Source organism: Pseudomonas sp. 8 R 14 (genome assembly GCF_900005955.1).
Classification (GTDB): Bacteria; Pseudomonadota; Gammaproteobacteria; order Pseudomonadales; family Pseudomonadaceae; genus Aquipseudomonas; species Aquipseudomonas marginalis.
This window is the reverse complement of the sequence record NZ_CVTH01000058.1, coordinates 167771-182193: the sequence shown is the minus strand read 5'-3', so window position 1 is coordinate 182193 and position 14423 is coordinate 167771. Positions and strand designations below refer to the sequence as shown.

General features: G+C 61.8%; 12 protein-coding genes. All 12 read left to right on the top strand.

Annotated features, from left to right (window positions below):
* Positions 1 to 33: 33 nt before the first annotated feature.
* Positions 34 to 894, top strand: a complete 861-nt coding sequence (locus tag BFQ01_RS13310) for an NAD(P)H-hydrate dehydratase (protein ID WP_065925629.1) — start codon at positions 34 to 36, stop codon at positions 892 to 894.
* Positions 882 to 1352, top strand: coding sequence for a tRNA (adenosine(37)-N6)-threonylcarbamoyltransferase complex ATPase subunit type 1 TsaE (tsaE, locus tag BFQ01_RS13305; protein ID WP_065925628.1), 471 nt, complete (start codon positions 882 to 884; stop codon positions 1350 to 1352). Before BFQ01_RS13310 ends, tsaE begins: the two co-directional genes overlap by 13 nt.
* A gap of 15 nt (positions 1353 to 1367) precedes the next feature.
* Positions 1368 to 2789 (top strand): N-acetylmuramoyl-L-alanine amidase, encoded by a 1422-nt coding sequence (locus tag BFQ01_RS13300; RefSeq protein ID WP_027604902.1) that lies wholly within the window; start codon positions 1368 to 1370, stop codon positions 2787 to 2789.
* Positions 2789 to 4702 carry a DNA mismatch repair endonuclease MutL gene (gene mutL / locus BFQ01_RS13295; RefSeq protein ID WP_065925627.1) on the top strand — a complete coding sequence of 638 codons (1914 nt, stop codon included), beginning with the start codon at positions 2789 to 2791 and terminating at the stop codon, positions 4700 to 4702. Before BFQ01_RS13300 ends, mutL begins: the two co-directional genes overlap by 1 nt.
* The gene (gene miaA / locus BFQ01_RS13290; RefSeq protein ID WP_065925626.1) at positions 4702 to 5673 is read left to right on the top strand and encodes a tRNA (adenosine(37)-N6)-dimethylallyltransferase MiaA; all 972 of its coding nucleotides are present in this window, start codon (positions 4702 to 4704) and stop codon (positions 5671 to 5673) included. Before mutL ends, miaA begins: the two co-directional genes overlap by 1 nt.
* A 94-nt stretch (positions 5674 to 5767) precedes the next feature.
* Entirely contained in the window at positions 5768 to 6028 is a 261-nt protein-coding gene (gene hfq / locus BFQ01_RS13285; protein ID WP_003171355.1) for an RNA chaperone Hfq, read from the top strand.
* A gap of 12 nt (positions 6029 to 6040) precedes the next feature.
* The gene (gene hflX / locus BFQ01_RS13280) at positions 6041 to 7342 is read left to right on the top strand and encodes a ribosome rescue GTPase HflX (RefSeq protein ID WP_027604899.1); all 1302 of its coding nucleotides are present in this window, start codon (positions 6041 to 6043) and stop codon (positions 7340 to 7342) included.
* 96 nt (positions 7343 to 7438) lie between these two features.
* Complete coding sequence (gene hflK, locus BFQ01_RS13275) at positions 7439 to 8614, top strand: FtsH protease activity modulator HflK (RefSeq protein ID WP_065925625.1); 1176 nt, start codon at positions 7439 to 7441, stop codon at positions 8612 to 8614.
* Positions 8614 to 9480, top strand: a complete 867-nt coding sequence (gene hflC, locus BFQ01_RS13270) for a protease modulator HflC (protein ID WP_010213607.1) — start codon at positions 8614 to 8616, stop codon at positions 9478 to 9480. The genes hflK and hflC overlap by 1 nt, the downstream gene beginning before the upstream one ends.
* A gap of 293 nt (positions 9481 to 9773) precedes the next feature.
* Positions 9774 to 10961, top strand: coding sequence for an ATP phosphoribosyltransferase regulatory subunit (locus BFQ01_RS13265; RefSeq protein ID WP_065925624.1), 1188 nt, complete (start codon positions 9774 to 9776; stop codon positions 10959 to 10961).
* A 54-nt stretch (positions 10962 to 11015) separates the two neighbouring features.
* The gene (locus BFQ01_RS13260; protein ID WP_027604896.1) at positions 11016 to 12305 is read left to right on the top strand and encodes an adenylosuccinate synthase; all 1290 of its coding nucleotides are present in this window, start codon (positions 11016 to 11018) and stop codon (positions 12303 to 12305) included.
* A 139-nt stretch (positions 12306 to 12444) separates the two neighbouring features.
* Positions 12445 to 14379, top strand: coding sequence for a methyl-accepting chemotaxis protein (locus BFQ01_RS13255; RefSeq protein WP_065925623.1), 1935 nt, complete (start codon positions 12445 to 12447; stop codon positions 14377 to 14379).
* Positions 14380 to 14423 lie beyond the last annotated feature (44 nt).

Sequence of the window (14423 nt, the reverse complement as noted above, 5' to 3'; positions counted from 1 at the left end):
ATAATTCTGCCAGACATCGGAGCTTGAAGACGCATGCCGCAGACAAAACACGAAATAACCGACGTTCAGCCTTTGTTGCACGGCCATTTGCCGCAACTGGCTGCGCGTTCCCCGGACGCCCATAAAGGCCAGTTCGGCCACCTGTTGATGATTGGCGGCGACCGGGGCTTTGGCGGTGCCGCGCTGTTGAGTGCCGAAAGTGCCCTGCGCAGTGGCGCGGGCATGGTGTCCCTGGCCACTCGACTTGAGCATGTGCCGGCCGCGCTGGCCCGTTTGCCGGAAGTCATGAGCGTCGGCGTGAGCTCGGCCAACCAGTTGATGGGCTTGCTGGAAAAAATCTCGGTAATCGTCATTGGCCCCGGCCTGGGCGAAGCCGCCTGGGGTAAAAGCCTGTTGTCTGTTGCAGCCAATGCACGGCAGCCGCAGGTCTGGGATGCCGATGCACTCAATCAACTGGCGACTGGCAGTGTGAGCCTGCCGGCCCATTGCGTGATCACTCCGCATCCTGGGGAGGCGGCGCGCTTGTTGGGTATTTCGACAGCCGAGGTTCAGGCCGATCGTCTTAAGGTGGCGCGCGCGTTGAGCCAGAAATTCAATGCAGTGGCTATCCTCAAGGGTGCTGGCAGTTTGATTGCCAGCCCGGACGGGCGCGTTTCACGCTGTGACCAAGGCCATCCGGCGATGGCGACGGCGGGCCTCGGTGACGTTTTGGCCGGCCTGGTAGGTGCGCTGCTGGCCCAGGGCATGCCGGCTTATGAAGCCAGCTGCCTGGCCGTCTGGTTGCACGCCACGGCAGGGGATCGCCAGGGCAGCTTTGGTCGCGGGCTGGCCGCCAGCGACCTGATACCCGCCATTCGTCAATTGCTGGAGGAACAGTCGCCGTGTCTGAAGTAATTCTTTTCCTGGCCGATGAAGAGGCCATGGTGGCGTTAGGTCAGCGTATTGCCCAGGTCACGGCCGGGTCAGGCCTGATCTTTCTTGAAGGCGACCTGGGGGCGGGCAAGACCACGCTGTCCCGGGGGATCATTCGCGGTCTGGGCCACACCGGGGCGGTCAAGAGTCCCACGTTCACCCTGGTTGAACCCTACGAGATCGGCGCAGTGCGGGCTTTCCATTTCGACCTCTACCGCCTGGTGGATCCCGAAGAACTCGAATTCATGGGCATCCGTGATTACTTCGATGAAGCCGCGCTGTGCCTGATTGAGTGGCCAGATAAAGGCACAGGCTTTTTGCCAAAGCCGGACCTGACCATTACCATTACGCCGCATGATCACGGACGTCAGCTGAAGTTGTTGCCCCAGGGCGCGCGCGGTGAGTCGTGGTGCGCCGCTCTGGCTTTGGAATTCAAATAATTGGTGGGGTTAGGTATGCGCTTTCGCGCGTTGGTTGCTGTCGTAGGGGTGTTGCTTGCGGCAATGACTGTCAATGCTCTGGCTGCTTCACAGGTGAAGAGTGTTCGCCTGTGGCGAGCGCCGGATAACACGCGACTGGTGTTCGACCTGTCTGGCCCGGTCCAGCACAGTGTCTTTACCCTCACGGCGCCCGATCGCCTGGTGATCGACATCAATGGTGCGACCCTGGCCGCGCCGTTGAACGTGTCCACCGCCAACACGCCGATTACCGCCATGCGCTCGGCGCAGCGCACGCCGACCGACCTGCGGGTGGTAATCGACCTGAAAAAGGTCGTGACCCCGAAAAGCTTCTCCCTGGCGCCAAACGCCCAATACGGCAACCGGCTGGTGGTCGATCTGTTCGACAACGCCGCCGATGCCGCGCCGCCGCCGGCGCCAACCCCGGCCGTGGCGACAGTGCCGGCCGTACCGGTCAACCCGTCCCAACCCCAGGTCAAGCTGCCACCGCCGCCGCCAGCGCCGGCCGGCAAGCGCGACATTATCGTGGTGATCGATGCCGGCCACGGCGGTGAAGACCCGGGCGCCTCCGGTTCGCGCGGCCAGCATGAGAAAGACGTGGTGCTGGCCATCGCCCGTGAGCTGCAGCGCCAGGTCAACGGCATGAAAGGCTACCGCGCCGAACTGACCCGTACCGGCGACTACTTCATTCCGTTGCGCGGCCGTACCGAAATCGCCCGTAAGAAGGGCGCCGACCTGTTCGTCTCGATCCATGCGGACGCCGCGCCTTCGACGGCGGCCTTCGGTGCCTCGGTGTTTGCCCTGTCGGATCGCGGCGCCACGTCCGAGACCGCGCGCTGGCTGGCCGACAGTGAAAACCGTTCCGACTTGATCGGCGGGGCCGGCAACGTGTCCCTCGATGACAAGGACAAGATGCTCGCCGGGGTACTGCTTGACCTGTCGATGACGGCCTCGCTGACCTCCAGCTTGAACGTCGGCCAGAAGGTGTTGAGCAACATCGGCCGGGTGACCTCGTTGCATAAGCAGCGCGTGGAGCAGGCCGGGTTCATGGTGTTGAAATCGCCGGACATCCCATCGATCCTGGTGGAAACCGGGTTTATCTCCAACGCCAACGAAGCCTCGAAGCTGGCCAGTGCCAGCCACCAGCAGGCCTTGGCGCGCTCCATCAGTGCTGGCGTGCGCCAGTTCTTCCAGCAGAACCCGCCGCCGGGCACCTACATTGCCTGGCTGCGCGACTCCGGCAAAATCGCCCAGGGCCCGCGCGACCATCGCGTGCAGCCCGGCGACACCGTGGCCATGCTGGCCGTGCGTTTCCAGGTCTCGGCCGCGTCCCTGCGCAGCGCCAACAACCTGAAGAGCGATGAGTTGAAAATCGGCCAGGTATTGACCATCCCCGGCACTGAATTGGCGGCACAGTAATGAGCGAATCAGTCTTGAACAGCGGGTCGCGCATTGAATTGCTCAGCCCGCGCCTCGCCAACCAGATTGCGGCGGGCGAGGTCGTTGAGCGGCCGGCATCGGTGATCAAGGAGTTGCTGGAGAACAGCATCGACTCCGGCGCCCGACGCATCGATGTCGATGTGGAGCAGGGCGGCGTCAAGCTGCTGCGTGTCCGCGACGATGGCAGCGGGATCTCCTCCGATGACCTGCCGCTGGCCCTGGCCCGTCACGCCACCAGCAAGATCCGCGACCTGGAAGACCTGGAGCGGGTGATGAGCCTGGGCTTTCGCGGTGAGGCATTGGCTTCCATCAGTTCCGTGGCCCGTCTGACCCTCACGTCGCGCACCCGTGATGCCGAGCAAGCCTGGCAGGTGGAGACCGAAGGCCGCGACATGGCGCCTCGGGTCCAGCCGGCTGCCCACCCGGTGGGCACCTCTGTGGAAGTGCGCGACTTGTTCTTCAACACCCCGGCGCGGCGCAAATTCCTCAAGGCCGAAAAAACTGAATTCGATCACCTGCAAGAAGTCATCAAGCGCCTGGCCCTGGCGCGTTTCGATGTGGCGTTTCACCTGCGCCACAACGGCAAGACCATCCTCAGCCTGCACGAAGCCAACGACGACGCCGCGCGTGCTCGCCGTGTCGCGGCAGTGTGCGGTGCGGGGTTCCTGGAGCAGGCGCTGCCGATTGAAGTCGAACGCAATGGCCTGCGGCTGTGGGGTTGGGTCGGTTTGCCGACGTTTTCCCGTAGCCAGGCGGACTTGCAGTATTTCTTTGTGAATGGCCGGGCGGTACGCGACAAACTGGTGGCCCACGCGGTGCGCCAGGCTTATCGCGATGTGTTGTTCAACGGTCGGCATCCGACCTTTGTGCTGTTTTTCGAGGTCGACCCTTCGGTAGTCGACGTCAATGTGCACCCGACCAAGCACGAAGTGCGCTTCCGTGACGGGCGCATGGTGCATGACTTCCTCTATGGCACCTTGCACCGTGCCCTGGGCGATGTGCGCCCGGATGACCAGTTGTCTGCGCCCATCGTGACGGCGGTGGTGCGGCCGAGCGGCCCCGAAGCGGGCGAGTTTGGCCCTCAGGGCGAAATGAGCCTGGCGGCAAACCTGCTGCAATCGCCGCAACCCCAGCCGAGCTATACGGCGCCGGGCTCTGGCTCGGGAGCGGGTTATCAGTACCAATACACACCGCGTCCGCAATCGGCCGTGCCGGTCGCCGAAGCGCAGGCTGCCTATCGTGAGTTCTTTGCGCCGCTGCCAGGTGCCGAGCCGGGCGCCGTGGCCTTGCCGGAAGGTGGCGGTGATATCCCACCCCTGGGCTACGCGTTGGCGCAGCTCAAGGGCATCTACATCCTCGCGGAAAATGCCCATGGCCTGGTGCTGGTGGACATGCATGCCGCTCACGAGCGGATCATGTACGAGCGCCTGAAGATCGCCATGGCCAGCGAAGGCCTGAGTGGCCAGCCGTTGCTGGTGCCGGAATCCCTGGCCGTCAGCCAGCGTGAGGCCGATTGCGCTGAAGAACATCATGGTGTGTTCCAGAAACTGGGCTTCGAGTTGCAGCGCCTGGGCCCTGAGACCCTGGCGATTCGCCAGATTCCCGCGCTGCTCAAGCAGGCCGAAGCCAACCGGCTGGTGGCCGATGTATTGGCTGACCTGATGGAGTACGGCACCAGTGACCGTATCCAGGCACACATCAACGAACTGCTCGGCACCATGGCCTGCCACGGCGCCATCCGCGCCAATCGCCGCCTGGCCTTGCCGGAAATGAACGGCCTGCTGCGCGACATGGAAAACACCGAACGCAGCGGCCAGTGCAACCATGGCCGTCCGACCTGGACCCAGATGGGCCTGGACGATCTGGACAAACTGTTCTTGCGCGGCCGTTGATGAGTGCCTTGCCCCCCGCAATCTTCCTGATGGGCCCCACGGCCGCCGGCAAGACCGATCTGGCCATCGAGCTCACCAAGGTGCTGCCGTGCGAGCTCATCAGTGTCGACTCAGCCCTGGTTTACCGGGACATGGACATCGGCACCGCCAAGCCTTCCAAAGCGCTGCTGGCGCAGCATCCGCACCGGTTGATCGACATCATCGACCCGGCCGAGAGCTATTCCGCAGCGGATTTCCGCACTGACGCCCTGGCCGCCATGGCGGAAATCACCGCGCGGGGCAACATCCCCTTGCTGGTGGGTGGCACGATGCTCTACTACAAGGCTTTGCAGGAAGGGCTGGCCGACATGCCGCCCGCCGATGCCCAGGTGCGCGCTGAACTCGAAGAAGAGGCTGCACGCCTTGGCTGGCAAGCCCTGCACGACCAGTTGGCAGTGGTTGATCCGGTATCTGCCGCGCGTATTCACCCCAATGATCCCCAGCGCCTCAGCCGCGCTCTGGAAGTCTGGCGGGTCAGCGGGCAGACCATGACTGAACTGCGGCTGAAACAAACTGCGCAAAGTGCTGATGCAGGCGCATCTGGACAGTCACAATTGCCCTATACTGTGGCGAATCTGGCCATCGCTCCGGCAAATCGCCAGGTGCTGCATGAACGAATTGCACAAAGATTCACAATTATGTTGGAACAGGGGTTTGTGGACGAGGTCGTAGCACTGCGGTCAAGAGGTGACCTGCATCCAGGGTTACCTTCGATACGTGCTGTAGGCTACCGCCAAGTCTGGGATCATCTGGATGGCAAGCTGACGTCAGCCGAAATGCAGGAGCGCGGCATCATTGCCACGCGCCAATTAGCGAAGCGCCAGTTCACCTGGCTGCGCAGCTGGAGCGATTTGCACTGGTTGGACAGCCTGGACAGCGACAATCTGTCACGCGCCTTGAAATACTTGGGAACGGTCTCCATATTGAGCTGAGTCCTTGCAATTGCCGTCTATCCTTGGGGGTGTGACGGCCATAAGCTATCTATTTTCCGATTTTTTATTATTGATCCTTAAAGGAGTGCGGCACATGTCAAAAGGGCATTCGCTACAAGACCCTTACTTGAATACTTTACGTAAAGAGAAAGTGGGGGTTTCCATCTATCTGGTCAACGGTATCAAGCTGCAAGGCACGATCGAGTCGTTCGACCAGTTCGTGATCCTGCTGAAAAACACCGTCAGCCAGATGGTCTACAAGCACGCTATCTCGACAGTGGTTCCAGTTCGTCCAATCCGTCTGCCTAGCGCCGCCGGTGATGATGCAGCTGACGCTGAGCCAGGTAACGCCTGATAGGAGTCTCCTTTGTTCTTTGAGCGCCACGGTGGTGGTGAGCGAGTCATCCTCGTTCACTTGGATGGACAGGACCCTGAGGCGCGCGAAGATCCGCAGGAGTTTCAGGAGTTGGCAAATTCGGCCGGCGCCGAGACCGTTGCGTTTTTTAACGTGCCGCGTCATCGGCCAACCGCCAAATTCCTGATTGGCAGCGGCAAGGTCGAGGAATTGCGCGACCTGGTCCATGCCGAAGAAGCCGATCTGGTGATCTTCAATCACACCCTCACGCCCAGTCAGGAACGTAACCTCGAACGTGTATTCGAGTGTCGCGTGATCGACCGCACCGGCCTGATTCTCGATATTTTCGCCCAGCGCGCCCGTACCCATGAGGGCAAGCTCCAGGTAGAACTGGCCCAGCTTGACCACATGAGCACCCGGCTGGTTCGCGGTTGGACTCACCTTGAGCGTCAGGGTGGCGGTATCGGCATGCGGGGCCCGGGTGAAACCCAGCTGGAAACCGACCGACGCCTGCTGCGGGTTCGCCTGCGTCAGATCAAGGGCCGACTGGAGAAGGTGCGCAGCCAGCGCGAGCAATCGCGACGTGGCCGTTCGCGTGCCGATATTCCTACCGTATCGCTGGTGGGCTACACCAACGCCGGCAAGTCCACGCTGTTCAACAACGTGACCAAATCGGACGTGTACGCGGCTGACCAACTGTTCGCTACCCTCGACCCGACCTTGCGCCGTCTGGATATTGACGACCTGGGGCCGATTGTCCTGGCCGACACCGTGGGTTTCATTCGGCACCTGCCCCACAAGCTGGTCGAGGCATTTCGGTCTACGCTCGAAGAGTCGAGCAATTCCGACCTGTTGTTGCACGTGATCGATGCGGCCGAACCGGATCGCATGTTGCAGATTGAACAGGTGATGGTCGTGCTGGGTGAGATTGGTGCCCAGGACTTGCCGATCCTCGAGGTCTATAACAAACTCGATTTGCTTGAAGGCGTTGAGCCACAAATCCAGCGCGACGAGAACGGCAAGCCCCAGCGGGTCTGGCTGTCGGCGCGCGATGGCAGTGGTTTGGAGCTGCTTGAACAAGCCATTGCCGAATTGCTCGGCAGCGATTTGTTCGTCGGCACCTTGCGCTTGCCTCAGCGTTTTGCTCGACTGCGTGCACAGTTTTTCGAGCTGGGCGCGGTACAGAAAGAAGAACACGACGAAGAAGGTGTCAGCTTGCTGGCCGTTCGATTGCCGCGCTCGGAGCTCAATCGGCTGGTCAGCCGTGAAGGCGTAGTACCGACAGAGTTCATCGAACAACACACTTTGCAATAAAAGCCTCAGAAAGCGGTTGTGCCGCAGTAGCAGGCATTCTGTAGCATTGGTCGGCGCGCCGTGGGTGCGTCTTTGCTTTATCAGATGGAGAGCGCTATGGCTTGGAATGAGCCGGGTGGCAACTCGAATAATCAGGATCCTTGGGGTGGTAAGCGCCGCAATAATGGCGACCGCAAGGGGCCACCAGATCTCGACGAGGCCTTCCGAAAGCTGCAGGAAAGCCTGAATGGGTTGTTCGGTGGTGGAAAAAAACGGGGTGGTGATGAAGGTGGTCGCACCAGCAAGGGCGGCGGCTACGGCCTGCTGGGCCTGGGTCTTGTCGTGCTGGCGGCCGTATGGCTGTACAGCGCCGTATACGTCGTGGACGAGCAGGAGCAAGCCGTGGTGCTGCGCTTCGGCAAGTACTACGAGACTGTCGGTCCTGGCCTGAATATCTATTTCCCGCCGATCGACAAGAAGTACATGGAGAACGTCACGCGTGAGCGTGCCTACACCAAGCAGGGCCAGATGCTGACCGAAGACGAGAATATCGTCGAAGTGCCGCTGACCGTGCAGTACAAGATCAGCAACCTGCAGGACTTCGTGCTGAATGTCGATCAGCCGGAAATCAGCCTGCAACACGCAACCGAAAGCGCCCTGCGCCACGTGGTGGGTTCCACCGCCATGGACCAGGTGCTGACCGAAGGCCGTGAACTGATGGCCAGCGAAATCAAGGAGCGCCTGCAACGGTTCCTCGATACCTATCGCACCGGTATCACCGTCACCCAGGTGAACGTACAGAGCGCAGCGGCACCGCGTGAAGTGCAGGAAGCGTTCGACGACGTGATCCGCGCCCGTGAAGACGAACAGCGTTCGCGCAACCAGGCTGAAACCTATGCCAACGGCGTCGTGCCGGAAGCCCGTGGCCAGGCCCAGCGTATCCTTGAGGATGCCAATGGTTACCGTGACGAAGTGGTCTCCCGTGCCAAGGGTGAAGCGGATCGCTTTACCAAGCTGGTCGCCGAGTATCGCAAGGCGCCTGAAGTGACGCGTGAGCGTCTGTACCTGGACACCATGCAGGAAGTCTTCAGCAATACCAGCAAGGTCCTCGTGACCGGCAGCAAGGGTGGGCAGAACAACCTGCTGTACCTGCCGCTGGACAAGATGATCGAAGGTGGTCGCAGCAGCTCCAGTGCACCGTCCACCGGTTCCAATGCCGCTGCCAATGAAGCGAGCGCCCGTGCGGCCGCTGACTTGCTGCAACAGCAAACACGTACCAGGGAGAGTCGTTGATGAGCAATAAATCGCTGACCGCCCTGATTGTGGGCGTCGTCGTGGTCATCGCTGCCTGGAACTGCTTCTACATCGTGGCTCAGACCGAGCGTGCGGTGCTGCTGCAATTCGGTCGCGTGGTCCAGGCGGATGTCCAGCCGGGCCTGCATGTGAAAGTCCCCTACGTCAACCAGGTGCGCAAGTTCGACGCCCGCCTGATGACCCTGGATGCACCGACACAGCGCTTCCTGACCCTGGAAAAGAAAGCCGTGATGGTTGACGCCTACGCCAAGTGGCGCGTCAAGGACGCCGAGCGCTTCTACACTGCGACCTCCGGCCTCAAGCAGATTGCCGACGAGCGTTTGTCGCGCCGTCTGGAGTCGGGCCTGCGTGACCAGTTTGGTAAGCGCACCCTGCACGAGGTGGTGTCCGGTGAACGTGATGCGCTGATGGCGGATATCACCCGTTCGTTGAACACGATGGCGGAAAAAGAGCTGGGCATCGAAGTTGTCGATGTTCGGGTCAAGGCCATCGATTTGCCGAAGGAAGTGAACCGCAGCGTGTTCGAGCGCATGAGCACCGAGCGTGAGCGTGAGGCCCGTGAGCACCGTGCCAAGGGTAACGAGCTGGCTGAAGGTATCCGTGCGGATGCCGACCGTCAGCGCCGTGTACTGCTGGCAGAAGCCTATCGCGAGTCTGAAGAGGCCCGTGGTGATGGTGATGCTCAAGCCGCGGCGATCTACGCCAAGGCTTACGGACAGGACCAGGAGTTCTACGCGTTCTACCGTAGCCTGCGTGCCTACCGTGAAAGCTTCGCGAACAAAACCGACGTCATGGTGCTGGACCCAAGCAGCGACTTCTTCCGCTACCTGGAAAAGTCCAAGTAACCAGCCCGTGATTTTGTAGGGCGCACTCCGTCGGGCGGCTAAAACGCCTGGCGGGGTGATCCTTTCAGAAAACGGGTGTATGATGCGGCAGCCGGGAAATTCCCGGCTTTTTTGCGTCTGCATGTTTGATTCGGCAGGCGTGACAGGTTTTTCGAGGAAAGTGCCCGACGAGGCCGTTAACAGGTCGTTCGTCACGTCGCTCTTGCGCGTGGTTTATGCAGGGGGCGGGTATTTTCTGCTTCACTCAAGGCTCGGCCGAGGGCTGGCCGCCCGGATCATAGGGGAATGGCGTAATGGCAACGGTAGACCGCTGGCTGCTGCCAGATGGCATCGAAGAAGTACTGCCACCAGAAGCTGCGCGCATTGAAGTAGCGCGTCGCCAGGTGTTGGATCTGTTCCAGAGCTGGGGTTACGAGTTTGTCGTGACCCCCCATATCGAGTACCTGGAATCCCTGCTGACCGGCGCGGGCCAGGACCTGGATCTGCGCACCTTCAAGGTCATCGACCCGCAATCGGGCCGGCAAATGGGGTTCCGTGCCGACATCACGCCGCAAGTGGCGCGCATCGATGCGCACACCCTGCGCCGCGAAGGCCCGAGCCGCCTGTGCTACGCCGGCAGCGTGCTGCATGCTCAACCGCGTGCCTTGTCGTCTTCCCGCAGCCCGATCCAGTTGGGCGCGGAGTTGTACGGTGATGCCAGCCCGAGCAGCGACGTTGAAGTGATCAGCCTGATGCTGGCCATGCTGCAACTGGCTGATGTACCAGATGTCCACATGGACCTCGGTCACGTGGGTATCTACCGTGGCCTGGCCCGTGCGGCCGGTTTGTCCGGTGAGGCCGAGCAACAGCTGTTCGATGCCCTGCAGCGCAAGGCGATCGATGAAGTCATCGCCTTGACCGCTGGCGTGCCTGCGGATCTGGCCGAGATGCTGCGTGCACTGGTCAACCTGTGTGGTGGCCGTGAAGTGCTGGTGGCTGCACGTGAACGCCTGGTCAAGGCGCCGGCGCCGGTATTGGCTGCACTGGATGACGTGCTGGCGATTGCTGAGCGGTTGTCGGCGCGGTTCCCGCAGTTGCCGCTGTATTTTGATCTGGGCGAGTTGCGCGGTTACCACTACCACACCGGTGTGGTGTTCGCGGTGTTTGTACCGGGTGTTGGTCAGGCCATCGCCCAAGGTGGACGTTACGACGACATCGGCGCCGACTTCGGTCGTGCGCGTCCGGCCACCGGCTTTTCCACCGATTTGAAAACCCTGGTGACCCTGGGGCGTGCTGAGGTCGAGCTGCCGTCTGGCGGCATCTGGATGCCCGACAGTACGGACGCAGCACTCTGGCAGCAGGTTTGCCAGTTGCGCAGTGAGGGTCAGCGTGTTGTCCAGGCATTGCCTGGGCAGCCATTGGCCGCCGCCCGTGAAGCGGACTGCGACCGGCAATTGATTCTGCAGAACGGGCTTTGGCAAGTATCGCCACTGGCTTCTTGAGTTTTCCTGCCGGCCATCGCCGGCACCAAGTTTGCGCGAATGAGGACAAGTGTTATGGGTAAGAATGTCGTAGTCCTGGGCACCCAATGGGGTGATGAGGGCAAAGGCAAGATCGTTGATCTGCTGACCGAACATGCTGCCGCCGTAGTGCGCTACCAAGGCGGTCACAACGCTGGCCACACCCTGGTCATCGACGGCGAAAAAACCGTCTTGCACCTGATCCCGTCGGGTGTCCTGCGCGAAGGCGTGCAGTGCCTGATCGGTAACGGCGTCGTGGTTGCACCGGATGCCCTGCTGCGCGAGATCACCAAGCTGGAAGAGAAAGGCGTACCGGTGCGCGAGCGCCTGCGTATCAGCCCGTCCTGCCCGCTGATCCTGTCCTTCCACGTTGCGCTGGACCAGGCCCGTGAAAAGGCCCGTGGCGAGCTGAAGATCGGCACCACCGGTCGCGGCATCGGCCCGGCCTACGAAGACAAGGTCGCGCGTCGTGGCCTGCGTGTGGGCGACCTGCTCAACATGCCGCGCTTTGAAGACAAGCTGCGTGAACTGGTGGATTACCACAACTTCATGCTGGTGGGTTACTACAAAGAGCCCGCCATCGAATTCGACAAGACCCTGGCCGAGTGCAAGGAATACGCTGAGCTGCTCAAGCCGCTGATGCTGGATGTGACCGCCGAGCTGCACGACCTGCGTCGCGCCGGCAAGGACATCATGTTCGAAGGCGCCCAGGGTTCGTTGCTGGACATCGACCACGGTACCTACCCGTACGTGACCAGCTCCAACACCACTGCTGGCGGCGTCGCTACCGGTTCGGGCGTTGGTCCTATGTTCCTGGACTACATCCTCGGCATCACCAAGGCCTACACCACCCGTGTAGGTTCGGGCCCGTTCCCGACTGAACTGTTCGACGAAGTCGGTGCGCACCTGGCCAAGCAAGGTCACGAATTCGGCGCGACCACCGGCCGTGCTCGTCGCTGTGGCTGGTTCGACGCCGTTATCCTGCGTCGCGCGATCGATGTGAACAGCATCTCGGGCATCTGCTTCACCAAGCTGGATGTACTCGACGGTCTGGAAACCATCAACATCTGCGTCGGCTACAAAGATGCCGAAGGCAAGGACGTTGCCCCGGTTGACGCCGACAGCTACGTGGGCCTGCAGCCTGTGTACGAAGAAGTGCCGGGCTGGAGCGAATCGACCGTGGGTGCCAAGACCCTGGAAGAGTTGCCAGCCAATGCCCGTGCCTACATCAAGCGCGTTGAAGAGCTGATCGGTGCGCCGATTGACATTATTTCGACGGGCCCGGATCGCAACGAGACCATCGTTCTGCGTCACCCGTTCGCTTAATAAGCTATTGATGTAAAAAGCAAAGGGCTCCTTCGGGAGCCCTTTGTCGTATCTGCATGCCAAGCGGCACGACCCTTGCTGTGTTTCTCTCTTTCGCGGTGCTATCAAATTAGTGGCACCCGTGGTGGAGGGATTCCCGATGTCTGCCGTTCTCTCATTGTTACAAAGCCGTCTGTTGCGGCCGGTGTTCGTTACCCTAGGTATCGCTCTTTTGGTGCAAGTGCTGGTGGCGGTCGCTCTCACCCGGAGCACGGTCACGGCGCTGGAGGCCGATTTGGGCAGTCGCCTGGGCGTCGACAGCCAGAAGCTGTCCGGTGAACTGGCCCAGGCCGGCAAGGAAGTCACGTCGAGCCTGGACAGCTTGTCCACCAGTACCCGTCAGCGCCTGACCGCCGGGCTTTCCGAGCGCCTGCAGGCAGAGCAGAAACAGTTGCGTGCGACCCTGGAAAAAGACCTGCAAGACTCCGCCAACGATATGGCGCAACTGCTGGCCTCGGTGGCGCCCCGCGCCATGTGGGACAGCGATGTGCCAACGCTGTCCGAGTTTGCCCGACGCGCCCAGCGCAATCCCAACGTGCTGTTCGTGGTTTATGACGACGCGGCGGGTGAGCACCTGACTCGTTATCTGAATCGCGAAAATCCGATCAACAAAGCGTTGCTGGAAAAAGGCCAGGGCGATCGCGCCCTGGACAAAGTCCTGAACGCCGCGAAGAACGATCCTTCGGTGTTCTATGTCGAGGCGTCCATCAGCCCTAACGGCGTGGAGATTGGCAAGGTGCTCATGGGGGTGTCGACCGCGTCGGTCGAGGCCGATCTGCAAGCGCTGGACAAGCGTTTTGCCGCACTGATAGCCAGCGGTGATCAGTTGGTCGGCGACAGCCTCAAAGGTGCTGCGGCGGATAGCGCGGCGGCCATGGGCGCTCGTCTGCAGTCGGCACAAGCCACTGCGACCCAGATGACCGTCAACACCACCGACGCCGTGCAGGAGGCTGCCGGCACCTTGCGTTGGCGCATCGGCATGGGGCTGGCGGTGGTCGGTTTCGGCGTATTGCTGCTGATCGCCGTGGTTCTCGGCCGCCGTGTGGTCAATCGCCTGAAACTGCTTATCGCGGCCATGGATGACCTGGCAGCAGGCGAGGGCGACCTCACCAAGCGCGTGCAGATCAACAGCAAGGACGAAATCGGCGACATGGCCTCGGCGGTCAATCGCTTTGTGGATAAGTTGCAACCCATCGTGCGCGAGGCGGGCGATGTGGCCCAGCGTACCGGCGTGGAAATCGGCGCCATGACCTTGCGCAATGCCGGCGCCGATGCGGCCGCTGGCTTGCAGCGTGATGAGGTGGCGGAGAGTTTGCGCGCACTGTCGCAAATGGCCGACGAGGCCCAGGCCGAAAGCCACGCCATGCAGGCGGCGTTGCAGCAGGTGGTGGATATTCGTCAGGCGACGGACGAGAACTCGCGCACGTCCGCCGAAGTTGGCAGTTTGATCGAGGCGTTGGCGGGGCAGGTCCAGGCCGGGTCCCAGGTTATCGAGCGCCTGGCCCAGCAAAGCGAGCAGATCGAAGTGGTGCTGACGGTCATCCATGGTATCGCCGAGCAGACCAACCTGTTGGCGCTCAACGCGGCCATTGAAGCCGCGCGTGCGGGCGAGACCGGGCGGGGCTTTGCGGTGGTGGCGGACGAAGTGCGTGCGTTGGCCAGCAAGACCCAAAGCTCTACCGGCGATATCCAGGCCCATATCGTCGCGTTGCAGCAGGGCGCGCGGGAGGCGGTGGAAACCATCGGCAAGGCCGGGCGCCAGGCCAACGAAGGTTTGCTGGTGCTGCGCGACAGCGTGCGCTTGCAGCAGACGGTGCAGGCCTCGGTGGAGCAGGTGCATGCAGCGATTGGCCTGGCTACCCGCGCCGCCGAGCACCAGGCCCAGGGTGCCCATGCGGTACGAGGCCGGGTCGAGGTGATCCATGCCCAGGCCGAGCGTGCGGCGCAGGCGGTGGTGGAGACTACCGCCAGTGGCAAGGTGCTGGATGGGTTGGCGGCGCAGTTGAAGGCGAGTCTGGGGCAGTTCCGGGCTTAGCGTCGTCCGTTCTGGCCTCATCGGGGGCTTGCCCCCGATAGCGA